Genomic DNA, 20,365 nt, shown 5'->3' on the forward strand with positions numbered 1-20,365 from the left:
GGCATCCTGCCTCCGGACTGCGCCCGGGCGAGGCGCTATGATCCGGCCGGTGCGGCGCCCACGGCTGAGGCGATGCTCGATCCCGAGATCTATGCCCATCTTCTTGACGCGGCTGGCGCGCATCCGCCGCTGCGTGCGGCCCTCGTGGAGGCCGGGCCGATCGCCATCGCGCCGCCCGCGCACCCGAGCGTCGCGGATCGCCTGTTCGTCGAGGTGGTCAACCAGCAGCTCTCCACCCGGGCCGCCGCGGCGATCTGGGCGCGGATCGAGGCCGCAGCGGCTGCGGCGGCCTCAAGCCCGCGCGGCCTGTTCGAGGCCGGGGACGCGGATCTCCTGCGCGGCTGCGGGATTTCGGGCAACAAGGTCCGCGCCCTCCAGGCGATCGTCGCGGCGGAGGCGGCGGGGCTGCTCGGGCCCGACCTCGCCGCGCTTCCGCACCCGGAGCGCGCGACGGTCCTGTGCGGCATCCGTGGCATCGGCCCCTGGACGGCCGACATGGTCGGCATCTTCCATTTCCACGATCCGGACATCTGGCCCGAAGGCGACGTGGCGGCGGTGGGCTGCCTGCGCCGCCTCACCGGCCGGGACGACACGCGCGACGTGGCAGCGGCCTTCGCGCCGTACCGCTCGATCCTGGCCCGTTACCTGTGGCGCATCAAGGACACGGCCGCGGCGGTGCCCGCCCGCGCGCCGCGCCCGGAGCCTCGGCCCGGCCCCGGAAACCGGGTGACGGACGGCCGGGGATCGGCTATCCGTCGGCGCCGCCCGGGCCCGTAGCTCAATGGTTAGAGCCGGCCGCTCATAACGGTCTGGTTGCAGGTTCGAGTCCTGCCGGGCCCACCATGCGGCCTGTCCAGCGCCAGTCCGGCCGCTCGCGTTGCTGAGGAACCGTTCGACCGCGCGCGGGTCTACCAGGCCGATCTCATGACGCGACACCCTTCAGCCCGCCCGGCTCGCCGGCGCGGGTTTTTCTCGGGCCGGTGCGGGACGGCCCTGCCGGGACGGCCGACGCGGCGGCGCGAATAAGCCGGGTCGGAATTCGCGCAGAACCGCCGCCCCGACCGTGGGTTACCTCCCGAAGGTGCCTCACGGAGTGGTTGATTGCCCCGCTACTTCTTCGACATACACGACGGCCAGCTCCAACCGGATACCGAGGGAACGGAGTGCGCGGACTTCGAGGCTGCCCGCCGGGAAGCGATGATCAGCCTGCCGGAGATCGCGCGCTGGATCATCCCGAGCGACGGTGACAATCAGGCCTTTACCGTGCTGGTCCGGGACGAAGGCGGGGCTCTCGTCTACACGGCCACGCTGACCTTCGCGGCCCTGCGGCTGGACAGCGGGCCCGATTCCGGGCGCGGCCCGACCGGGTAGCGGCCGTCCCGTTCGCCCCCGACGGGCGGTGAACAGGATCCGCCCATTGGCGTTGCTCCTTTGTCGCCCCCGAGAGGCGGCGCGAGGAAACACGCGAGGGCTCCCCCATGAAGACGCTGATATCCCTGATCGCCGCCGGCCTCCTGGCGACGGGCTCCGTGGCCCTGGCCGCCGAGGGAACCAACGCATCCGGCAGCGCCGCTCCGCACGGCAACCGCATGCAGGGCTCGCCGAACGCGGCCGGCTATACCGGCAAGAGCGACACGACCGGCTCGACCCATGTCGGCGCGCCGGGCTCGGAGATGCCGAAGCAGGACGGCCGCATGCAGGGCTCGCCCAACGCGGCCGGCTTCCAGAAGGAGGGCGGCACGACCGGCAGCTCGGGCGGCCGCTGATCCCGGCGCGCCTTCGTCGGACGGACCGGGATGAACCCGCGCGCCGGCGTCGCCATAGGCCGCCGGCAGCCGCGGCGGCTGCGCCACGAGGACGATCCATGACGCACGGCGCGCGCAACGACAGCCCCGCCACGGTGACGGCGATCAAGCGTGGGGATGTCATGGCCCAGGTCGCGGTCGTGCTCGTCGGCACCGCCGATCGCATGGCCTCGGTGATGACGGTCGATTCCCTCGAAGAGCGGGGTCTCAAGGATGGCGCCACCGTCCACGTCCTGGCCAAGGCGGTGAACGTGCTGCTCGTGAAGCCGTAGCGGCGGCACGGGGTTCGCATGGGCGAGGCCGCGCGGCTTGGCCCGCCGCTTCGGCGGATCGGTCATCCAGCCGTCATCGGGCTGGCCTAGGGCGGCGCCTCTCCCTCAAGCCAGCCCCTGCGATGACGGGATACGTTGACCCGATGGATTGGTTCGACCTGCCTGACGACACGCCCCGGCCGGCGGACGCCGATCGGAGCCGGATGCGGCTCTACATCGCCGCCGGCCTGCTCGGCATCGGCGCCCTCGGCATGGTCGGCGGCCTCCTGCACATCCTGCCGGCCTGACGGCGGGACGCGTCAGGCCGCACGGTCCGCCCGCGGCTCCGGGAAAGGCGCGCGCCGCCCGGCCGCCGCCGGCGCGCGCCGGCCGAACCGCGCGTAGAGCGCCGGCAGCACCACCAGGGTCAGCAGGGTCGCGCTGATCAGGCCGCCGATCACCACGGTGGCGAGCGGCCGCTGCACCTCCGCCCCCGTCCCGGTGGCGAGCGCCATCGGCACGAAGCCCAGGGAGGCGACCAGCGCGGTCATCGCCACCGGCCGCAGCCGGGTGAGGGCGCCCTCGCGGATCGCCGCCTGCAGCGGCCGGCCCTCGGCGACGCGCTGCTTGATGAAGGTCAGCATCACCAGGCCGTTGAGCACCGCCACCCCCGAGAGGGCGATGAAGCCGACCGCGGCCGGCACCGAGAGCGGCATCCCGCGCAGCCACAGGGCCGCGATGCCGCCGGTGAGCGCCAGCGGCACCGCGCTGAACACCAGGAGCGCGTCCCGCGCGCCGCCGAGCGCCGAGGTGAGCAGCAGGAAGATCAGGAAGAAGCAGACCGGCACCACCACGGTGAGCCGCGCCTGGGCCGAGGCGAGGTTCTCGAACTGGCCGCCCCAGGTCACGGAGGCGCCCGCCGGCAGGGTCACCTGCGCGGCGACCTTCACTTGCGCCTCCGCCACCAGCGAGCCGATGTCGCGCCCGCGGACATTGGCGGTGACCACGACCCGGCGGCGGCCGTTCTCGCGGCTGATCTGGTTCGGCCCCTCACTCACCGAGAACTGCGCCACCTGCCGCAGGAGCACGGAGGCGGCCCGGCCGTTCACGCCCGGCGGGAGGGGGACCGGCAGGTTCTCCAGGGCCTCCCGGTCCTCCCGGACCTGGTCGGTCAGGCGGACGACGATCGGCACGCGCCGGTCGCCCTCGAAGACGAATCCGGCTTCCTTCCCGCCCATGGCGGCGCCGATCACCTCCTGGATCGCCCCGGTGCTGAGCCCCAGCCGCGCCGCCTCGGTCCGGTCGATCCGGATCTCGAAGACCGGCAGGCCGGTGATCTGCTCGACCTTCACGTCGTCGGCCCCCGGGATCCCGCGCAGGATCGCGGCGATCCGGTTGGCGGTGTCCAGCATCGGCTCGAAGGCATCGCCGAACACCTTCACGGCGAGGTCGCCCCGGGTCCCGGCGAGCAGCTCGTTGAAGCGCAGCTGGATCGGCTGGGAGAACTCGTAAGTATTGCCGGCGAGCTCGCCTAAGGACGCCTCGATCCGCTCCTGCAGTTCAGCCTTCGACAGGGCCGGGTCGGGCCAATCCGCCTGCGGCTTGAGCATGACGAACGTGTCGGAGGAATTCGGCGGCATCGGGTCGGTGGCGACCTCGGCGGTGCCGGTCTTCGAGAACACGTAGGCGACCTGCGGGAACTTGGCGATCGCCCGCTCCACCTTGAGCTGCATCGCCTGCGACTGGGTCAGCGACGTGGACGGGATCCGGGTGGCGTTCAGCGCGATGCTCTTCTCGTCGAGGAGCGGGATGAACTCGGTCCCGAGCCGGGTGGCGAGCAGGCCGGCGCCCGCGAGGAGCAGCAGCGCCGCCCCGACGAACGGGGCGGGCGCCCGGATCGCCGCGGCGAGGAGGGGCCGGTAGAGCGCCTTCAGGCCCCGGACGAGGGGGTTCTCCGACTCGGTGACCCGGCCGGTCAGCGCGATGGCGATCAGGGCCGGCACGAAGGTCAGGGACAGCACGAAGGCCGAAGCCAGCGCGAGGATGACGGTCAGCGCCATCGGCTGGAACATCTTGCCCTCGACGCCCGTGAAGGTCAGGAGCGGGACGTAGACCAGGATGATGATTGCCTGCCCGTACAGGGACGGCTTGATCATCTCCTCGGCGGAGTTGCGGACCGTCTCCAGCCGCTCCTCCCGGGTGAGGGCGCGCCCGATTGCGTGCTGCCGCTCGGCGAGGTGGCGCAGGGCGTTCTCGGTGATGATCACCGCCCCGTCGACGATCAGCCCGAAATCGAGCGCCCCGAGGCTCATCAGGTTGGCGGAGATCTTCCCCTCGACCATGCCGGTCACGGTCATCAGCATGGCGGCCGGGATGACGAGGGCCGCGATCAGCGCCGCCCGGATGTTGCCGAGGAGCAGGAACAGCACGACGATCACGAGGGCGGCCCCCTCCGCGAGATTCCAGCCCACCGTGCGGATCGTGGCCTCGACGAGCTGCGTCCGGTCGAGGACGGTCTGGACGACGATGCCGGGGGGCAGGGTACGCCGGATCTGCGCCAGGCGGGCATCGACGGCGGCCGCCACCGTGCGGCTGTTCTCGCCGATCCGCATCAGGGCGGTGCCGATGACCGTCTCCTGCCCGTTCTCGCTGGCCGAGCCGGTGCGCAGGTCGCGCCCGATCCGCACCGTGGCGACGTCGCGGATCCGCACCGGCACGCCGCCGCGGCTGGCCACCACCACGTCGGCGATCGCCTCCGGGCCCTCCAGGCGGCCGGCGGCGCGCACCACGTAGCTCTCGCCGTTATCCTCCAGGTAGCGGGCGCCCTGGTTGGAATTGTTGGCCTGGAGCGCCCGGGCGACGTCCGCGAAGGAGAGGTCGAGGGCGGTCAGCGTCGTGGGGTCCGGCTGGACGTGGTACTGCTTCTCGAAGCCGCCGATCGCGTCGACGCCGGCGACGCCCGCGACGGACTTGATCTGCGGCCGGATGATCCAGTCCTGCACCGTGCGCAGGTAGGCGACCCGCTCCAGCTCCGTCCTGAGATCCTGGCCCTCCGGGGTCCGGTAGCTGCCGTCCGGCTGCCAGCCCGGCTGGCCGGCCGGCACGGTCGCGCGCTCAGGCAGCGGGGCATACTGGATCGACCACATGGTGATCTCGCCCAAGCCCGTGGAGATCGGGCCCATCCGCGGCTCGACCCCGGAGGGCAGGTCCTCCCGCGCCTGGGCGATGCGCTCGGCGACCTGCTGGCGGGCGAAGTAGATGTCGAGGGATTCGGCGAAGACCGCGGTGATCTGTGAGAAGCCGTTGCGCGAGAGCGAGCGGGTGTATTCGAGGCCCTTGATGCCGGCGAGCGCGGTCTCGACCGGATAGGTGACCTGCCGCTCGACGTCGGCCGGCGACAGGGACGGGGCCAGGGTGTTGATCTGGACCTGGTTGTTGGTGATGTCGGGCACCGCGTCGATCGGCAGCTTCGTGAGCGCGACGGCGCCGAAGCCCGATGCCAGCAGCACGAGGAGCAGCACCAGCCAGCGCTGGCGGACCGAGACGGCGAGGATGCGGCTGATCATGGCACGATCCTCAATGGTCGTGGTCGGCGTCGGCCTTGCCGAGCTCGGCCTTCAGCAGGAAGGAATTGCCGACCGCGATCTCGGCCCCGGGCTCGAGCCCGGCGGTGACCTCGTAGGCCTCGTCGTCGGACCGGCCGAGGGTGACCGGCCGCTTCTCGAACCCGTCCGGATTGCGCACGAAGACGACGCTCCGGCCCGCGACCGTCTGGACGGCCGTCTTGGGGATCCGGACCGGGACCGCGTCCTGCGCGATCTCGACCTCGGCGGTGACGAAGGTGCCGGGCCGCCAGGCGCCGTCGGGATTCGGAAGGGCGACGATCACCCGGGCCGAGCGCGTGTCGGCATTGAGGAACGGGCTGACGAAGATCAGCCGACCGTCCGCGCGGGGCTGCGCGTCGCTCGCCCGGCCGGGCGTGATCGTGACCCGGGCGCCCTCCCGCACCTGGGCGAGATCGAGCGTCGGCACCGACAGCTCGATCCAGACCGTGGAGAGGTCCGCCACCGTGTAGAGGTCCGCCGGATCGCCCTCCTTGCCGACCGCCGTGCCGACATCGACCTTGCGCTCGACGATGCGGCCGGCGAGCGGCGCCCGCAGGGGATAGCGGCGCAGGGTCGACTGGTTCGGCGTGGCCTCGTCGCGCTTCTGGGCGGCCGCCACCTCGGCGGCGTCGAGGCCGAGCGCCGACAGCTTCTGACGGGCCAGGTCGACCCGGAGCTGATTCTCGAGATAGGCGGCTCGGGCGGTCTCGAAGGCCGCCTCCGAGGCGGTGCGCGAGGCGAGCAGCTTCTGCTGGCGCTCGAAGTTGATCTTCTGCAGCTCGGCCTGGACCAGGGCGGTGAGATACTCGCTCTTGGCGTCGGCGACCTCGCGGCTGTCGAGGATGGCGACGATCTCGTTCGCCTGCACGGCGTCGCCGAGGCGCTTGCGCATCTCCGCCACGGTGCCGACCACCCGGGCCGGGACCCGGGCGATCCGGTCGGTGTCGGGGGTGATGGTGCCGGGCACGAGGAGATGGCGCGCCAGCGTGCCGCCCGCCACCGTCCGGGTGGTGATGTCCTGGCCCGCGACCTGGTCGGGCCGCATCCGGATCGCATCCTCCGCGTGGGCCTCCCCCGACTCGTGCCCGTGCGCGTCGTGGGCCTGGCCCGGGACCGCCGGCCGGTCCGCCGGACCGGAATGGTCCGGATCGCGGCCCTCACCGGCGGCCGGGGGACGCACCAGGCCGGCGGCGGCGAGCGCTTGGCGCAGGCCGTCGGGCAGGGGTGACAGGGCAGCGCCGACGGCGATGCCGGCGGCCAGGAAGGCCGCGGACGGGAGAATGCGCATGCGGGGTGCCCGTGGACTGGCTCGGCCGGGACGGCCGGGCGCCGCGCGCGGCGGCCCCGAGGGTCCCGTTCAGGTGTCGCGGAGGAATGAGCCCGGGGCCGAGGTCGGCCTCCGGGCCGGACGCGCGCCGGTGGGCGGCGTCAGCTCACGCGCGCGGTGGCCGGGGCAGCCGGTCGGGCACGACGGAGGGGAGCGCCCGCGCGAGCGCCGCAGGGAGCGGCCGGCCCGGGACGGCCGGCGGGGCGATATCGGCCGCGTCCAGGCGGGCGGCCTGATGGCAGCCGCAATGGAGGTGCGCGCCGAGGCCGGGATCGACATTCCCGGACGCCGTCGCCGCGTCGAGAACCGGGCCCTCGCTCCGGCTGTGATGACCGTCCGCATGGAAGGCCAGATCCGCCGCGAGACCGACGCCCGGCGCGGCGATGGACAGGATCAGGACGAGCGCCAGCATGCGGGCGGCGATCGCCCACACACCGTGCGCCCGTGCGGCGCGCCTATCCCGAACCTGGAAGGTCATCGCGACCCTTATGGGCGATCCGGGGCAGGGCGCACAAGTGTCGGCGGGCCGCGGCGCCCGGGTCTGCGGGAAGCGGCGTTCAGGCGCCCAGCCGGAGAACCCAGTCGTAGAAATCCGTCCAGGTCTCCGTCCGGGCCGGGGCGCCGGAAGCCTCGGCCGCATCGGCCTGCGCGCGGAGGTCGCGGGGGGCGCAGCCGAACGCGGCCTTGAAGGCCTGGGCGAAATGCGCGGGGCTCTCGAACCGCCAGCGATACGCGACCTCCGAGATCCGGGCGAAGCGCCCGTCGGCGGCGAGGTCCCGGTACGCCCGGGCGAGCCGGCGCTGCCGGATATAGCCCGAGACGCCCCCGAACGGGACGAACAGGCGGTACAGGGCGCTGCGCGACAGGCCGAACTGCCGGCCCAGGGTCTCGGCGCTCAGGTCTGCGGACGCGAGTTCGGCCTCGATGAAGCGCCGGATGGCGAGAAGGAGCGGCGTCCCCATCGGGGCCTGGGCGAGGCGGTCCTCCTCCGGCAAGCCGAAGGCCGCCGCGCCGAGCAGCGCGGCCGTCGCCTGCGCGGCCGCGGCAGCCTCCCGCTCCGAGAATCCGATGGCGTGCGCGCTCAGGGCGCGCAGATGGTCGTTGACCATCCGGCCGAACGGGGTCGCCCCCCGGATCACCGACCCGTGGAGACCGTCGAGCGCAGCCTGGTGCGCGCCGAAGAGCGCCCGCGGCAGCACCACGGTGATGGCTTGGTAATCCGTGGACTGGGCGGACAGGGGGCGCGACAGGTCGAGCAGGCAGATATCGCCCGGCGTGCAGTCGCGCTCGCGGCCGCCGATCGCGAGCCTGGACTGACCGGCAAGGCGCACATGCGCCAGGATGTGGTCGACGCCCATGCGGGCCACGAGGGCGGGCTCGCGCTCGAACCGGAGGCCCGAGGCGCTGGCACGGCACAGGATCGCCGTGCCGAGGTGCCGGACCTGCGACTGGCCGCGGAACGCGGCGACGTCTTCCTTCCGGATCGCGAAGTCCCAGAACGGCGCCACGGCATCACGCCACGCGGCAGCCTGATGGCTGCCGGGGCGCTCACCCTTGAGCTGCAGGACGGAATTCGACCGCATCGCTCGCGTTACGCGTTCCTGCCCTTGCGTTCTCGCCGCCGGGCTTCTCTTACGACGAGTCCGGATCGACAGAAAAGGGGGCGCGCGCCCAAAGTGGTTGCCCGCTCCTATACGGGATTTCCCGCAATCCGGACCATGCCCGCTTGGCCCATCATGAAAGACCAAGGGGAAAATGACCGGGCCTATTCCCGGCGGCGGGCCTGAGATCCGGCCCGAAAACTAGACGTCCCGCGTGCCGGGAGGCCGCGGGACGGGGCGTTTCATGGGTGTGAGGCCGGCGGATCCGGCCCCGGGGTTGGCGCTGCGTTACTTCCCGCTCGGCGCCGCGCCGCTGCCGGTGGCGCCATTGCCGGAGCTGCCGCTTCCGGCCGGGGCACCGGATGTGGAGGTGTTGCCGTTGGGCGTGCTCTGCGCGGCGGCCAGGCTGGCGCTTCCGGCGACGAGGGCGAGGGCGAGCAGGGCGGATTGGACGGTTCGGCTGGTCATGGCTCTCCTGAATCCCGATCGGGGTCTCGACGTGCTGGCCCGTGCCGGCATGGTCAGGGTAACCACCGCCCGCTCGAGCCTGTTCCATTTCAAGTTGAAATCCGGAACGGGCAGGCTCGAGGGACGCGCACCGGTTCGGCCCCCTGCGGGTCGCGGCCGGATCCGTTCGCCGCCTTCCGTGCCACCGGGAACATCGCCGCGGCACCCAAGCTTGTCGGAGAATCGAGCCCGGGAGGGTGGCGTGCGGATGTTTCGGATCATGCAGGCGGCAACGGGCGCCATCCTCTGGATCGGCTCGGCGCTGGATCCCTAGAAGGCCCTCGACGCGATGGCGCGGACAGCCGGCTACCGCGACCGGAACACCATCCCGTCCCACCTGCATGCCGGGGGCCTCCATGTCGAGGAGGTGGGGGCGTGAGCCGCCGCCGGACGGAAGCCGGAGACGCATCATGACCAAGCTGTTCATCGCGCAGGTGCGCGACGCGGGCGGGGAGAAGCCCCTCGTGACCGTCAGGGCCGAGGCCGAGGGCGAGGCGCGCCTGTTCCTGGCCGCGGCCTATCCGGACGCGGAGATTGCCAGCATCACCGAGCCCAGCGACTGGACGAGCGACGCCGACACCGGAGCCAAAGCCGGCGACATCCGGGAGCATCCCGGCGTGACGTGGCAGCCGCCGTCGAGCCTGGCCGGTTGAGGCCGTCCCGGCGGGCGGATTGACGACAAATGTAGCGATGCGGTTGACGGGTCCTCAGCGCGGATCGCCGAGGCTGCGGCATGATATCCGGTGATCCGACACCGCGCCTGTTCGCGGCCGCGGCCGCCCTGACCGGGACCGGCCTCCTGATGTGCCGCTCGGAGCCGTCCTGGGACGGGATCCTGGCCGGCCTGCTCTGCCTTGGGCTCTGGGGCCTCGGGACCCTCGCGGCACGGCCGGCACGCCCCTTGAGACGCCCACGACCGCGGCGGCCGGTGATCCTGGAGGCGTTCGTCGTCGAGACGCCCCGGGCCGCACCGGAGCTGCTGCCGGCCCCACGGACGACGGCCCGTGATCCGGCGGCCTCTCCTTGGCTGCCCGAGGTGCGGGCCCATCGGCAGCGGGTCGTCGAGCGATACACGCGCCAGCGCCGATAGATTCGGCCGGCGGCCAGGCCCAACCGCTCACATTCCCGCCATCACCCGCGATTTGCCGGCCCAGGACGGTCCGGGCCCGGAACTGCCGCGGGCCTCAGGCCCATTCCCAATCGGCAACGGCACAGCCTCCGGGCCGGTCGGTGTCGGCACGGAGACTGGCGAGAAGGACGCTCCATGCTCGATCGACCGATCCTCGGGCTGGCCGTGTGGCTCTCGAAGCCCGCGGGCTTCCTGGCGACCTGCTTCACCGTCACGGCAGGTCTCGCGGCCGGCGCCCTGCTGAGCTTCGACGACCACTGGGCGCTCGTCTTCAACCTGTTCCTGTCCATCGCCGCGATGCTCCTGGCGGGCGTGATCCTGGTGGCCGGCGCCCGCGATACCGGCGCCATCCAGATCAAGCTCGACGAGCTCATCCGCGCCGTCGAGAATGCCGACGACCGCCTGGTCGGGATCGAGGCGCGCAGCGCCGAGGAGCTGGAGCTCATCCGGCAGGGCCAGCATTCGGAACCGGTTGCGGAGCCGTGACCGCCCGTCGCGCAGTCCGGTGCGGCGCGGTCGCGAGATTCTGCCGCAGCACCGATCCGGTGCGCCCGGAGTTGGCCGAGAGCCAACCCAGGAGACAGCATGGCGGACAAGACTGACGTGACGACCTACACGGTGAAGCAGGCGCTGGCCGCCAAGGTCGACGACCACATCGAGATCGCGGTCGAGACGCAGGACGGCACCACGCTGAAGCTCAAGGCGACCGCCGACCAGCTGGATGCCCTGGTGGGCGATCTGGAGACGATCCTGGACGCCGATGATGCGGAGGGCGGGGCCGCCTGAGCGGCCTGTCCCGAAGCGGAAGCCGGCCGGGCGCGCAAGGGCGCGGCTTCGGCAAAGGCGCGGCTTCGGCAAGGGCGCGGCGCCCGATCGGGCGCCGTCGCCATTGAAGAGTCCGGGCGGACATTCCGGCTCAAAACCAAACCGGCCCCCGTGCAGTTGTGCCCATGAGCGTGGGCCGTCCGCGCATGCGTACCGGAGCTCCCATGCCCATCGAGCCGAGTGCCGCCCCGCGCCAGCCCGCGCAGGTGCCGCCGCCCCTCGTTCCGGGCCTGCGCGGCCTCCTGACCCTCGCGGTCAGCGTCGTCCTGATCGCCGCCCTCTATCTCGGCCGCGAGGTGTTCATTCCCCTCGTTCTGGCCGTCCTGCTCAGCTTCGTCCTGGCTCCGGTGGTCAACCTGCTGCGCCGGCTGCGCCTCGGCCGCATCCTGTCGGTCATCGTCGCCGTGCTGCTCGCCCTCGGGGTCATCGGCGGCATCGGGACGATCATCGGCACCCAGGTCGCCGGCCTTGCCGGCAACCTGCCCCAGTACCAGGCCACCGTGCAGAAGAAGGTGGCGGGCCTGCAGCAGGGCTGGCTCGGCGACGCGAACCGCATCCTCCAGAAGTTCAACCACCAGGTGCACGACGCGACCCAGAAGGCCGACGCCGCAGGCACGACCGCCGAGACAGGGCCGGCGGGCGAGACGCCCAAGGCGCAGCTCGTGCGCATCGAGCAGCCCGAGCCCTCGCCCCTGGCGCTGGCCGAGAAGGTGCTCGGCCCCATCGTCTCGCCGTTGACCGACGTCGGCATCGTCCTCGTCGTCGTGGTGTTCCTGCTCCTGCAGCGGGAGGACCTGCGCAACCGCATGATCCGCCTGTTCGGGTCGAGCGACCTGCACCGCACGACGGTGGCCATGGACGACGCGGCGGGCCGACTCGGCACCTACTTCCTGGCCCAGCTCGGCATGAACGCCGCCTTCGGGGTCATCGTCGGGGTCGGCCTCTGGTTCATCGGGGTGCCCAACCCGCTGCTATGGGGCGTGTTCTCGGCGATCATGCGCTTCATCCCCTATATCGGCGCCGTCGCCTCCGGGGTCCTTCCCGTGGCCCTGGCGGCCGCGGTCGACCCGGGGTGGACGATGGTGATCGCGACCGCGGGGCTGTTCCTGATCGCCGAGCCGATCTTCGGACAGGTGATCGAGCCGCTGCTCTACGGCCATTCCACCGGGCTCTCGCCTTTCGCGGTGATCGTCTCGACCCTGTTCTGGGGCTTCCTGTGGGGGCCCATCGGCCTGATCCTGGCCACCCCGTTCACCGTCTGCCTCGTGGTGCTCGGCCGCCACGTGGACAGCCTGGAATTCCTCGACGTCCTGCTCGGCGACCGGCCGCCGCTGACGCCGGTCGAGAACTTCTACCAGCGCATGCTGGCGGGCGACCCGGACGAGGCGCGCGACCTCGGCGAGGCCATGCTGAAGGAGCGGTCGCTGTCCTCGTACTACGACGAGGTGGCGCTCAAGGGCCTGCGGCTCGCCGCGAACGATTTCGTGCGCGGGGTCGTGACGCCGGCGCAACTCGACAACATCCGCGCCTCGGCCCGCTCGCTGGTGGATGATTTCGAGGACCATCCCGACGCGGAACCCCAAGGGGACGACAAGAAGGTCAATCCGGGGGAGACGCCGACCCTGGCCGAGCGGACCCATCCCAAGACCGAGGCCATACCGGGCCAGGCGCCGTCCCGCGACTCCCTGCCCGAGGCGTGGCGCGGGGACGCCCCCGTCCTTTGCGTGGCCGGGCGCGGCCCCCTCGACGAGGCCTCCTCGGCGATGCTGGCCCAGTTGCTGCGCAAGCACGGGCTCGGCGCCCGGGTCATCGGCTACGAGGCCGTCGCGCGCGATCGCATCCGCGATCTGGACCTCACGGGCGTGGCGATGGTGTGCATCTCCTATCTCGACATCAGCGGCAGCCCCGCGCATCTGCGCTACCTGCTGGAGCGCCTGAAGCGGCGTGCCCCGCAGCTGCCGGTGCTGGTGGGCCTCTGGCCTGTGGACGAGACGGTGCTCACCGATGCCGCGCTGGGCCGGTCGATCGGGGCCGACGTCTACGTGTCTTCGCTGCGCGACGGGGTCGAGGCCTGCCTGCAAGCCACGCAGGCCGCCCCGGGCAGGGGCGCCGAGGCCGCCTGAGACGGTTTCCGTTTGACCGCTCCGGTCGAGGTGTCCTTCTCGGTCATCACGAGCGCAGCGAAGTGGCCCAGGGCAGCGCGACATCAGCCGTCGCCGCGCTGTCTGGATTGCTTCGCTCCGCTCGCCAGGACGGGGGAGCCGAAATCATCCTCCGGAACCGCTCTGGGACCGCCTGCCGTACCCGCCTGCCGCGTCGTCGCCTTCGACCCCGAACCCGGCCGCGCAGAGCCGGTCGGATACCATCCGGGGCGTCGAGTATTCTGCTATGGATCGTTGTCGGAGCTTCGCATTGAGGAGACGTTGGGTGTCCCGCTGCGTGTTCGCCATCCGGGATGGCGAAATGTCGGCTGATCCGGATCCGGTCCGCCGCGCGTGCCGGCGCGCCCCGGGCGAGGCGGCGCGCTGCGGCCCGATGCTCGGCTGGGCGCCATGACCGGTCCGGACGGCGCCCCAGACCCGGGCTCGGCTCCGCCGCCGGCGCGCTATCGGCTGCAATGTGTCGTGCACCGGGAGAGCGCGAGCGGCATCATCATCCACGACGAGCAGATTTTCGGGCGCTCCGAGGTGACCGCGATTGCGGACGCGAAGGCGCGGTTTGCGCATCTGCTCGCCGGCCGCTCGGGCTCGGCGGCCCTGCGGGATGCGGCCGGACGGGTGGTCTGGTCCACGCAGCAGAATGCTGCGCCCGGGGCGTTCAAACCCCTGTAACGGCCTGTCCGGTCGCGCGGCGGCGGCGCCGGGCAGACCTCAGCGGTTCGGTTCCAGATCGATCACCGGTCCGCCGACATCGAAGAATTCGTCCTCGAAGAGCAGGCCTTCTTCAAGCTCATCGTCCTCTCTCCGCCGGAATGGCACGATCGAGGACAGTACTCCGAGGCAGAGCGCACCGGCAACGAAGGCAATCAGGATGGCGATGCTCATGACGGAACACCCGGGTGCAGCGTGCACCTGCAGCAAGCACCGACAAGATTAAGACTCGGTTCCCGCTCGGCGCAATCGAAATCCGCACCGGCGGTGACCGCGGGCTGGATCGGGCCCTGAAATGCCGCGTCCGGCCTCAGTTCGGCGGCCGTCGGCCCACCGGCCGGTGCCGCGCCGCGGCAGACTCGAGCCCCTGCACGTACGGCGCGATTCGCGTCCCGCTCAGCCCTGCGCGGGCACCTTATCCTTCTGGTGATCGACCTCGTCGCGGATGCCGTGACCGGCCATCAGGATTTCGGCCATGAACGCGCCGAGCGCCGCCACCGTGCAGACCAGCGCCGCCCCGAAGCACGCGAACAGGATCGACGCCGTGGCGGCGTCACGCAGCGCTCCGACGAACAGGGTCAGCACCGCCATGCCGATCAGGCCGCCTCCCAGCGAGGCCAGCACGACGGCGAGGTCGAGGATAAAGGAGCGCCGCCGCAGGAAGGTCAGGCGGCGGCCCAGACGCGCGGCCTCGGCGCTCGTCGCCTTGGCGGCCTCCGCCGAGAGCGCGTCGACCTTGTCGGAGATCCGGCCGAGCCGGGTCGAGAACACGTTCAGCAGGGTCGCGAGCGCCGAGAGCAGGAAGGCGGGCGCGAGCGCCACTTGGATGATATGCGCGATGCTGTCGGGCTCGGCGGAGCTGAGGGAGAATCCGAACATCGACCCTACGCTCGCGACCGCGTCATGCCCGGGCGGATCTCGGGGCAGATCTTGGGGATGACCCGGAAAGCGGCAGGGGAGCGCGAACGGACCATGCCGGGAGGGTCACCACAGGAGGCCCTCCGCGTGCAACCCGACGACGAGCAGGGCCAGCGCCGTGAGGAACGCGACCGCGAGGTAGGGGGCCGGGGTGTCGGTCACCGGAGCCTCCACACCCGCGGATTGGTGGCGACCACCGCCAGGACGTAGAAGGCCACGCCGAGCGGCGTCCCGTAGGCCACGACGGCAACGCCGATCCCGATCCAAGCCGACAGAAGCGCCAGCATCGACAGCAGCGCGAGCGGGTTCATGCGCGTCTCCCGAGGTTCAGCCGCTGACCGGATCGTCATCGCGCGGGCGACCGTGCCTGCACGACGAACGCCGCCGGCACATAGCGCCGGATGCAGGCGAGGGAAGCCGCGAGCGCCGGCCGGCTGAGGAACGGCCCGAACACGACCGGCGCATCGCCCGGCGGCGCCGCGAAGGCGTCGCCCGCATCGAGGCGGGCCGGGAGCCCGCAGCCCCGGCCCGCTTGCGCGATCGCCGCGCCCGAAGGCGTGGACTCTTCCGGTCCGATGAAGCGCGACAGCAGCGTGCTGCGGATCGAGCCGGCATAGATCCACCAGCCGACCGTATCCTCCTCGACCGCCCCGGCCGGCCTCGGCAGCCCGGACAGACCGGCGACGACGAGCCCGCACGCCGTGAGCTGCCGCGCGATCCGCCCGTTCACGCTCGACATCCCTCGCTTCTCCACAGGTCGCCTGTCCTGTCCCGGCCCAAGTTCTGCCGGTGGCAGGGCGTGTGCGGTCATGCGGTTCCGACCCGCAACCCGGCGGATCCGGGTCAGGGTACGATGATCGGAACGGTGATGCCAAGAACGGGTCCGCGCCATGACAGTTTCCGCCCGCAAGCACGTTGCCGCGCGCCTGGGTCAGGACTGTGCGGCGGCCGCACCGGCCCGCAGGACAACGTCCCGGATGCGGACCGAACCCCGGCGACGATCGCCGGGCTGCCGACCGTTCACGCCGGCACGGCGACCGGTCGCGTCGTAAATTAATGTTAACCGCGTTCTGCCCCCCGCGCAGGCTTGCGAGCCGACCGCCGGTGGGATCTAAGAAACGATGAAGCTTCCTGGTTGGTCCTGGGAACATTCACGAACGAACTCGAGCCCCGTCCGCCCCCGTGCGGCGGGGCTTTTTGTTTCCGAAAAACTTTCGGATACCGTTTCATAACGCTGCCTGGGCCGGCGAAAAGCGGGATGTGCTCTAACGCACCTAGCTGCTTCCGCCCGAAAGCCTCGATTCCAGGCTGTTGCAGCGATGCACTATCGCGTCCGCGCATCCTGTCGTTCTTGTCGCGCCGCACACATCCCGCCTAACGGGAGACAGAGGACCAGATGATCAAGAAGCTTCTTCTCGCCAGCGCCGCCACGGCTCTCCTGGCCGGCGCCGCCTCGGCCGCCGACCTGCCGCGCCGCGCTGCGCCGCCGCCGGTGTTCACCCCCGTCCCGGTCTTCACCTGGACCGGCGCCTATTTCGGTATCAACGCCGGCTACGCCTTCGACGCCAGCAGCCGCTCGAACAGCTCGGTGTTCGGCGTGCCCTTCCCCTACGCCGCCCCCGGCACGACCGCGACCTTCCGCGACCGCAGCCAGGACGGCTTCTCGGGCGGCGCCCAGGTCGGCTACAACTACCAGTTCACCCCGGGCTCGGGCGTGGTCGTCGGCATCGAGGCCGACGCCCAGTACCTCGACTTCGGCCGCAACCGGAACAACGCCTTCGTCAACGGCGCCGTCGCCCCGGGCTTCTACGTGACCGACCCGCGCGGCCTGTCGAGCCTCGACTACTTCGGCACCGTGCGCGGCCGCCTCGGCTACGCCTTCGACCGCACCCTCGTGTACGGCACCGGCGGCTTCGCCTACGGCTCGGGCAGCGCCGACCGTTCGTTCGGCGGCTATGCCGGCAATGACAGCTTCCGCACCGGCTACGCCGTCGGCGGCGGCGTGGAGTTCGCGCTCCCGACCGAGTCGTTCCTGAACTTCTTCCGCTCCTCGGCGGTGACGTTCAAGATCGAAGGTCTGTACGTGAACCTCGAGCGCGGCAACCGCAACCAGGGTGCCCTGGTGGTCAACGCCGCCAACCTCGTCCCGGTCGCCTACAGCGCCATCGGCCGCCGCGACGACGAGTTCGCCGTGGTCCGCGCCGGCCTGAACTACAAGTTCGGCTCGTACTAAGGTCTCCTCGCAAATGCCCCTTCCGTGCCGTCCGGCGCGGAGGGGGCCTCCCGGTGATCGGGACATTGCGAGGCCTGTGGCCTGCCGCACCGCGCTCGACCTTGAGCATCCCCAGCCCGATCAGACTGGCCGCTTGAGCCGAGGAACGTCCCGGGAGTCACTCCCGGGACGTTTTGCTATTCTGGCGGCCTCCGGCCGGGTTCAGGCCTGGACGGCGTGCGCGAGCTGCGCCTTCGACATCCGCGACCGGCCCGGCACGTTCTGCGCGCGCGCCTTGCGCATCAGCTCGGCCTTCGTTGTGGTCGCCTCGCCGCCCTTGCCGGTCTTGCGCGCCGCAGCGGCCTTCTCGGCGGCCGCCTTCGGCTGCTTCGAGAACTGCTTGCCCTTGCGCGTGTCGGCCCGTTTCTTGGCCGTGCTGGCGGCGTATTCCGTGTCGGTCAGGCTCTCGCGGGCCTTCTTGGGCAGGTAGCGCTCGCCGGTCTTGCCGCTCGCCTTGCCCGACTTCGTGCCCCAGTCCTCGTCGGTCCATTGCTTGAGGTGGTTGTCCTCCGCCTTCTTGCCGGCGTAGCCGCCACCTTCCTTCTTGTATTCGGCCGTCGCCATCTGGGCCTTGCGCGCCGACCACTGGCCGGGCTTGCCGCCCTTGTTCGACTTCGTGACCTGCGTCTTGACCTTGTCCCACAGCTTGGGATCGGTCTTCTTGGCAGTTCCTGACATCGGCGCGCCTCGCGAAAAAAGTTTCGGCGGACAACACGGGACGTGCTGCTCTGTTCCTGTGGCCCGGTGACCGGGTCCGGAGCCGGGGCCCCAGGGCGGGGGCGATCTCGGTCACGGCGGCGGTTGCGGGCCGCGCATCCTCCTGCCGCGCATCCGCTCCCAGGCGCCTTGCCCGCAGCCCCGGAGAACCTCCCGGATACGTCGGCGGCCTCGCCGGGTTGGCCACGAAGGATCGGCGCGCCGGATGCCGACCTCACGGACTTCGAAAGGACGCGGCATGGCCGAACGCCGTTTCCGGAGCACGCCAGGAACGACATGACGCGGGCCCCGAAGCTGCCGCCGCCGGTCTACGACCCGGCGGATGTCGCGAAGGCGATCCTGTACGCCGCGGAGCACGGCCCGCGGGATGTCGATATCGGCGGCGGCGGCAAGCTGATGAGCGCGCCGCGCAAGCGCGTCCCCGCGGTGACCGACCGGATGGGCGCCGCCGGGGTGTCCAAGACCCAGAAGGCCGGATTGGCCGGGCGGGACCGGAACGGAGCCCTCTACGAGGCCGGCCGCGACGGCGCCGTCCGGGGAGGCTCGCCCCACCTCGTCAGGCGCAGCGTCTACACGCAGGCCTCGATCAATCCGGTCCTGACCGGAATCCTGCTCGCGGGCGCCACGGCGGCCGCGGCCTCGCTGCTCGGCCCCCCCGGCCGGTCCTCAGGGCGGCGCGCCGCGACGCCGTCCCGCCGGCAGGGAAGCCAATCGTTCAGCGCGGGTTCGCGCGTATCCGGGCGCGCGAACCCGCTTCCGTCGGGAGACCCCATGGCCCGAGATCAGAGCGGCGGCGCGACGCCGTCTCCCGAGGAACGGGCGGCGGGCGCGCGCGCCGGCCGGAAGCACCTCGGCGAGGACGGACGGCCGCAGACGCCCCCCACCGCCGACGCGCAGGAGGCGGCCGACCGCACCGCGACAACGGGGACTGGGAAGCCGGAGCCGATCCCGCGCGCCACCAAGGACGGTCTGGACGGGGCATAGGCCTTCGGGCAGGTTCGCCCGAGACAGCCCGGGAATAAAGCCGCCGGCCTGTCGGTTCCTGATCCTGTGACTCAGGGCTGCAGGGTGGCGCCCCATGGCTTCACGGGATCTCGACGGAGGCCCCCCGGCCCGCTGCGCCGCAGGGTGGACCGCATGACCACCCTGGCGCGCGCGCGCTTCAGCCAGCTCGTCCTCCCGCGCCTCGACGAGGGCTACCGCCTCGCGCACTGGCTCACCGGCAACGCCACCGATGCCGAGGACGTGATGCAGGAGGCCTGCCTGCGCGCCTATCGGGCGATCGAGGCTTTCGCCGAGGGCAACGCCCGGGCCTGGTTCCTGACCATCGTCCGCAACACGGGCTATTCCTGGCTTCAGCGGAACCGGCCCCGGGCCGTGATCTTCGCCGAGGACCTCGCGCCGGAGGCCCAGGCCGCGCTGGAGACCGGCGGCATCCTGGCTCAGGCGCCGGAGACGCCCGAGGCGGCGCTCATCGCCCGCGACGATGCGGGGCATCTCGCCCGGGCGGTGGAGGCCCTGCCGGTCGCCTTCCGGGAGGCGCTGGTCCTGCGCGAGTATCACGGCCTCAGCTACCGGGAGATCGCCGCCGTGACGGGTGTCCCGATCGGAACCGTGATGTCGCGCCTCGGCCGCGCGCGGCAGCACCTGCTGGCTCGGCTCGCGGAGGACGGGCGATGACCGACGACGAAACTCTCCTGCTCCTCAGCGCCTACGCGGATGGCGAGCTGTCGCCCGGCGAGGTCCTGGCCATGGAGCGCCGCCTCGCGGCCGAGCCCGGAGCACGGGTTGCCGCGGAGCGTCTGCGCACCCTCTCGACGGCGCTGCGCGAGACCCTGGCCGGCCCCCCCGCCCCGGAGGCCCTGCGGGCGCGCGTGATCCAGGGGATCGGCTTCGCAGATCCGCCGCCCGAGCGCGCAGCGGACGGCTCTCGGGGAGATTCCGGGGGAGGCTGGCGCGGGTCCTGGCGCGGGTCCTGGCGCGGCTCCTGGCAGGCGCTGGCCGCGACGCTCCTTCTCGGCCTCGTCGGCGGCGCCACGCTCGGCAGCGGCGCCTATCGCGATCGCCCCGAGCCGCCGGCCACGATCGAGGCCGTGCTGGCCGGCCACCTGCGCGGCCTCGCGGCGCCGCAGCCCTTCGACATCGCCTCCTCCGACCGGCACGTGGTCAAGCCCTGGTTCAACGGGCGGACGACCATCGCCCCCGACGCGCCGGACCTCGCCGACCAGGGCTTCCCGCTGATCGGCGGCCGGGTCGACATCGTCACCCACACGCCCGTGCCGACCCTCGTCTATCGCCGGGACCGGCACGTGATCAGCGTCACGGTGGTCCCGGCCGCCGACAGTCCGCCGGCCGACGAGGAGCGGCGGGACGGGTCCACGATCGTGCGCTGGAGCCTCGGCGATCTGACCTACTGGGCGGTGTCCGACCTGAACGCGCGCGACCTGCGCGGCTTCGTCGATCTATTCCGGTCCCGGACCGGGCGGCCGGGATAGGATGTCCCAGGAATAAAGTTCATCGCCGTACGGTTACTCACTC

25 protein-coding genes and 1 tRNA gene are annotated in these 20,365 nt (G+C 71.8%); 16 read left to right on the forward strand and 10 right to left on the reverse strand.

The window, feature by feature from the left end; genetic code table 11:
- Positions 1 to 72 precede the first annotated feature (72 nt).
- The 6 genes from JOE48_RS28975 to JOE48_RS29000 all read left to right on the forward strand — a co-directional run bounded on the left by JOE48_RS28975 (position 73) and on the right by JOE48_RS29000 (position 2,364).
- Entirely contained in the window at positions 73 to 777 is a 705-nt protein-coding gene (locus JOE48_RS28975; RefSeq protein ID WP_245253008.1) for a DNA-3-methyladenine glycosylase family protein, read from the forward strand.
- A tRNA-Ile gene (locus JOE48_RS28980) sits at positions 768 to 843 on the forward strand. The genes JOE48_RS28975 and JOE48_RS28980 overlap by 10 nt, the downstream gene beginning before the upstream one ends.
- Positions 844 to 1,101: 258 nt before the next feature.
- Positions 1,102 to 1,371, forward strand: a complete 270-nt coding sequence (locus JOE48_RS28985) for a DUF6894 family protein (protein ID WP_210035149.1) — start codon at positions 1,102 to 1,104, stop codon at positions 1,369 to 1,371.
- Positions 1,372 to 1,478: 107 nt separating this feature from the next.
- Positions 1,479 to 1,766 carry a hypothetical protein gene (locus tag JOE48_RS28990; protein WP_210035151.1) on the forward strand — a complete coding sequence of 96 codons (288 nt, stop codon included), beginning with the start codon at positions 1,479 to 1,481 and terminating at the stop codon, positions 1,764 to 1,766.
- A gap of 98 nt (positions 1,767 to 1,864) precedes the next feature.
- Positions 1,865 to 2,077: a TOBE domain-containing protein gene (locus JOE48_RS28995; RefSeq protein ID WP_210035152.1), complete on the forward strand. Its 213-nt coding sequence runs from the start codon at positions 1,865 to 1,867 to the stop codon at positions 2,075 to 2,077.
- A gap of 143 nt (positions 2,078 to 2,220) precedes the next feature.
- Positions 2,221 to 2,364, forward strand: coding sequence for a hypothetical protein (locus tag JOE48_RS29000; RefSeq protein WP_210035154.1), 144 nt, complete (start codon positions 2,221 to 2,223; stop codon positions 2,362 to 2,364).
- Between the two features lie 12 nt (positions 2,365 to 2,376).
- On the opposite strand, the gene JOE48_RS29005 is transcribed toward JOE48_RS29000, so the two are convergent.
- The 5 genes from JOE48_RS29005 to JOE48_RS29025 form a co-directional block, all read right to left on the reverse strand.
- Positions 2,377 to 5,622 carry an efflux RND transporter permease subunit gene (locus JOE48_RS29005; protein ID WP_210035156.1) on the reverse strand — a complete coding sequence of 1,082 codons (3,246 nt, stop codon included), beginning with the start codon at positions 5,620 to 5,622 and terminating at the stop codon, positions 2,377 to 2,379.
- Between the two features lie 10 nt (positions 5,623 to 5,632).
- The gene (locus tag JOE48_RS29010; protein ID WP_210035158.1) at positions 5,633 to 6,949 is read right to left on the reverse strand and encodes an efflux RND transporter periplasmic adaptor subunit; all 1,317 of its coding nucleotides are present in this window, start codon (positions 6,947 to 6,949) and stop codon (positions 5,633 to 5,635) included.
- Between the two features lie 145 nt (positions 6,950 to 7,094).
- A complete protein-coding gene (locus JOE48_RS29015; protein WP_210035160.1) occupies positions 7,095 to 7,466 on the reverse strand; it encodes a hypothetical protein in 372 nt (123 codons plus the stop codon).
- 79 nt (positions 7,467 to 7,545) lie between these two features.
- Positions 7,546 to 8,571 (reverse strand): helix-turn-helix domain-containing protein, encoded by a 1,026-nt coding sequence (locus tag JOE48_RS29020; RefSeq protein WP_210035162.1) that lies wholly within the window; start codon positions 8,569 to 8,571, stop codon positions 7,546 to 7,548.
- Between the two features lie 306 nt (positions 8,572 to 8,877).
- Positions 8,878 to 9,057, reverse strand: coding sequence for a hypothetical protein (locus JOE48_RS29025; RefSeq protein ID WP_192709261.1), 180 nt, complete (start codon positions 9,055 to 9,057; stop codon positions 8,878 to 8,880).
- A 449-nt stretch (positions 9,058 to 9,506) separates the two neighbouring features.
- Between JOE48_RS29025 and JOE48_RS29030 the strand changes: the two genes are divergently transcribed.
- The 6 genes from JOE48_RS29030 to JOE48_RS29055 all read left to right on the forward strand — a co-directional run bounded on the left by JOE48_RS29030 (position 9,507) and on the right by JOE48_RS29055 (position 13,881).
- Positions 9,507 to 9,749: a hypothetical protein gene (locus JOE48_RS29030; protein ID WP_210035164.1), complete on the forward strand. Its 243-nt coding sequence runs from the start codon at positions 9,507 to 9,509 to the stop codon at positions 9,747 to 9,749.
- An 80-nt stretch (positions 9,750 to 9,829) separates the two neighbouring features.
- Positions 9,830 to 10,186 (forward strand): energy transducer TonB, encoded by a 357-nt coding sequence (locus JOE48_RS29035; RefSeq protein ID WP_210035166.1) that lies wholly within the window; start codon positions 9,830 to 9,832, stop codon positions 10,184 to 10,186.
- Between the two features lie 174 nt (positions 10,187 to 10,360).
- Positions 10,361 to 10,711 (forward strand): low affinity iron permease family protein, encoded by a 351-nt coding sequence (locus JOE48_RS29040; RefSeq protein ID WP_210035170.1) that lies wholly within the window; start codon positions 10,361 to 10,363, stop codon positions 10,709 to 10,711.
- A 99-nt stretch (positions 10,712 to 10,810) separates the two neighbouring features.
- Positions 10,811 to 11,011 (forward strand): hypothetical protein, encoded by a 201-nt coding sequence (locus JOE48_RS29045; RefSeq protein ID WP_210035171.1) that lies wholly within the window; start codon positions 10,811 to 10,813, stop codon positions 11,009 to 11,011.
- A gap of 203 nt (positions 11,012 to 11,214) precedes the next feature.
- Positions 11,215 to 13,173, forward strand: coding sequence for an AI-2E family transporter (locus tag JOE48_RS29050; RefSeq protein ID WP_210035172.1), 1,959 nt, complete (start codon positions 11,215 to 11,217; stop codon positions 13,171 to 13,173).
- 429 nt (positions 13,174 to 13,602) lie between these two features.
- Positions 13,603 to 13,881 (forward strand): hypothetical protein, encoded by a 279-nt coding sequence (locus JOE48_RS29055; protein WP_210035173.1) that lies wholly within the window; start codon positions 13,603 to 13,605, stop codon positions 13,879 to 13,881.
- Between the two features lie 39 nt (positions 13,882 to 13,920).
- Here JOE48_RS29055 and JOE48_RS29060 read toward each other — a convergent pair whose 3' ends face one another.
- The 4 genes from JOE48_RS29060 to JOE48_RS29075 form a co-directional block, all read right to left on the reverse strand.
- Positions 13,921 to 14,094: a hypothetical protein gene (locus JOE48_RS29060; RefSeq protein ID WP_210035174.1), complete on the reverse strand. Its 174-nt coding sequence runs from the start codon at positions 14,092 to 14,094 to the stop codon at positions 13,921 to 13,923.
- Positions 14,095 to 14,316: 222 nt separating this feature from the next.
- The gene (locus JOE48_RS29065; protein ID WP_210035175.1) at positions 14,317 to 14,799 is read right to left on the reverse strand and encodes a DUF2721 domain-containing protein; all 483 of its coding nucleotides are present in this window, start codon (positions 14,797 to 14,799) and stop codon (positions 14,317 to 14,319) included.
- A 197-nt stretch (positions 14,800 to 14,996) separates the two neighbouring features.
- Positions 14,997 to 15,149, reverse strand: a complete 153-nt coding sequence (locus JOE48_RS29070) for a hypothetical protein (protein ID WP_192709268.1) — start codon at positions 15,147 to 15,149, stop codon at positions 14,997 to 14,999.
- Positions 15,150 to 15,184: 35 nt separating this feature from the next.
- Positions 15,185 to 15,577 carry a hypothetical protein gene (locus JOE48_RS29075; protein WP_210035176.1) on the reverse strand — a complete coding sequence of 131 codons (393 nt, stop codon included), beginning with the start codon at positions 15,575 to 15,577 and terminating at the stop codon, positions 15,185 to 15,187.
- A 657-nt stretch (positions 15,578 to 16,234) separates the two neighbouring features.
- On the opposite strand from JOE48_RS29075, the gene JOE48_RS29080 reads away from it, so the two are divergent.
- Positions 16,235 to 17,071 (forward strand): outer membrane protein, encoded by an 837-nt coding sequence (locus JOE48_RS29080; protein WP_210030475.1) that lies wholly within the window; start codon positions 16,235 to 16,237, stop codon positions 17,069 to 17,071.
- Positions 17,072 to 17,272: 201 nt separating this feature from the next.
- Here the strand turns inward: JOE48_RS29080 and JOE48_RS29085 are convergent, their stop codons facing one another.
- Complete coding sequence (locus JOE48_RS29085) at positions 17,273 to 17,788, reverse strand: DUF5872 domain-containing protein (protein WP_210035178.1); 516 nt, start codon at positions 17,786 to 17,788, stop codon at positions 17,273 to 17,275.
- Positions 17,789 to 18,103: 315 nt separating this feature from the next.
- On the opposite strand from JOE48_RS29085, the gene JOE48_RS30700 reads away from it, so the two are divergent.
- From JOE48_RS30700 to JOE48_RS29100, 3 genes are all read left to right on the forward strand, one after another.
- Positions 18,104 to 18,811, forward strand: a complete 708-nt coding sequence (locus JOE48_RS30700; RefSeq protein WP_245253009.1) for a hypothetical protein — start codon at positions 18,104 to 18,106, stop codon at positions 18,809 to 18,811.
- A gap of 153 nt (positions 18,812 to 18,964) precedes the next feature.
- A complete protein-coding gene (locus JOE48_RS29095; protein ID WP_210035180.1) occupies positions 18,965 to 19,507 on the forward strand; it encodes a sigma-70 family RNA polymerase sigma factor in 543 nt (180 codons plus the stop codon).
- Complete coding sequence (locus JOE48_RS29100; RefSeq protein ID WP_210035182.1) at positions 19,504 to 20,322, forward strand: anti-sigma factor; 819 nt, start codon at positions 19,504 to 19,506, stop codon at positions 20,320 to 20,322. Before JOE48_RS29095 ends, JOE48_RS29100 begins: the two co-directional genes overlap by 4 nt.
- Positions 20,323 to 20,365 lie beyond the last annotated feature (43 nt).

It is taken from the genome of Methylobacterium sp. PvR107, assembly GCF_017833295.1.
Lineage (GTDB): Bacteria > Pseudomonadota > Alphaproteobacteria > Rhizobiales > Beijerinckiaceae > Methylobacterium.

Coding starts and splice junctions, on each gene's coding strand:
- JOE48_RS28975 (WP_245253008.1), top strand. CDS start 73: ATGCTCGATCCCGAGATCTATGCCCATCTTCTTGACGCGGCTGGCGCG.
- JOE48_RS28990 (WP_210035151.1), top strand. CDS start 1,479: ATGAAGACGCTGATATCCCTGATCGCCGCCGGCCTCCTGGCGACGGGC.
- JOE48_RS28995 (WP_210035152.1), top strand. CDS start 1,865: ATGACGCACGGCGCGCGCAACGACAGCCCCGCCACGGTGACGGCGATC.
- JOE48_RS29000 (WP_210035154.1), top strand. CDS start 2,221: ATGGATTGGTTCGACCTGCCTGACGACACGCCCCGGCCGGCGGACGCC.
- JOE48_RS29005 (WP_210035156.1), bottom strand. CDS start 5,622: ATGATCAGCCGCATCCTCGCCGTCTCGGTCCGCCAGCGCTGGCTGGTG.
- JOE48_RS29010 (WP_210035158.1), bottom strand. CDS start 6,949: ATGCGCATTCTCCCGTCCGCGGCCTTCCTGGCCGCCGGCATCGCCGTC.
- JOE48_RS29015 (WP_210035160.1), bottom strand. CDS start 7,466: ATGACCTTCCAGGTTCGGGATAGGCGCGCCGCACGGGCGCACGGTGTG.
- JOE48_RS29020 (WP_210035162.1), bottom strand. CDS start 8,571: ATGCGGTCGAATTCCGTCCTGCAGCTCAAGGGTGAGCGCCCCGGCAGC.
- JOE48_RS29025 (WP_192709261.1), bottom strand. CDS start 9,057: ATGACCAGCCGAACCGTCCAATCCGCCCTGCTCGCCCTCGCCCTCGTC.
- JOE48_RS29030 (WP_210035164.1), top strand. CDS start 9,507: ATGACCAAGCTGTTCATCGCGCAGGTGCGCGACGCGGGCGGGGAGAAG.
- JOE48_RS29035 (WP_210035166.1), top strand. CDS start 9,830: ATGATATCCGGTGATCCGACACCGCGCCTGTTCGCGGCCGCGGCCGCC.
- JOE48_RS29040 (WP_210035170.1), top strand. CDS start 10,361: ATGCTCGATCGACCGATCCTCGGGCTGGCCGTGTGGCTCTCGAAGCCC.
- JOE48_RS29045 (WP_210035171.1), top strand. CDS start 10,811: ATGGCGGACAAGACTGACGTGACGACCTACACGGTGAAGCAGGCGCTG.
- JOE48_RS29050 (WP_210035172.1), top strand. CDS start 11,215: ATGCCCATCGAGCCGAGTGCCGCCCCGCGCCAGCCCGCGCAGGTGCCG.
- JOE48_RS29055 (WP_210035173.1), top strand. CDS start 13,603: ATGACCGGTCCGGACGGCGCCCCAGACCCGGGCTCGGCTCCGCCGCCG.
- JOE48_RS29060 (WP_210035174.1), bottom strand. CDS start 14,094: ATGAGCATCGCCATCCTGATTGCCTTCGTTGCCGGTGCGCTCTGCCTC.
- JOE48_RS29065 (WP_210035175.1), bottom strand. CDS start 14,799: ATGTTCGGATTCTCCCTCAGCTCCGCCGAGCCCGACAGCATCGCGCAT.
- JOE48_RS29070 (WP_192709268.1), bottom strand. CDS start 15,149: ATGAACCCGCTCGCGCTGCTGTCGATGCTGGCGCTTCTGTCGGCTTGG.
- JOE48_RS29075 (WP_210035176.1), bottom strand. CDS start 15,577: ATGTCGAGCGTGAACGGGCGGATCGCGCGGCAGCTCACGGCGTGCGGG.
- JOE48_RS29080 (WP_210030475.1), top strand. CDS start 16,235: ATGATCAAGAAGCTTCTTCTCGCCAGCGCCGCCACGGCTCTCCTGGCC.
- JOE48_RS29085 (WP_210035178.1), bottom strand. CDS start 17,788: ATGTCAGGAACTGCCAAGAAGACCGATCCCAAGCTGTGGGACAAGGTC.
- JOE48_RS30700 (WP_245253009.1), top strand. CDS start 18,104: ATGACGCGGGCCCCGAAGCTGCCGCCGCCGGTCTACGACCCGGCGGAT.
- JOE48_RS29095 (WP_210035180.1), top strand. CDS start 18,965: ATGACCACCCTGGCGCGCGCGCGCTTCAGCCAGCTCGTCCTCCCGCGC.
- JOE48_RS29100 (WP_210035182.1), top strand. CDS start 19,504: ATGACCGACGACGAAACTCTCCTGCTCCTCAGCGCCTACGCGGATGGC.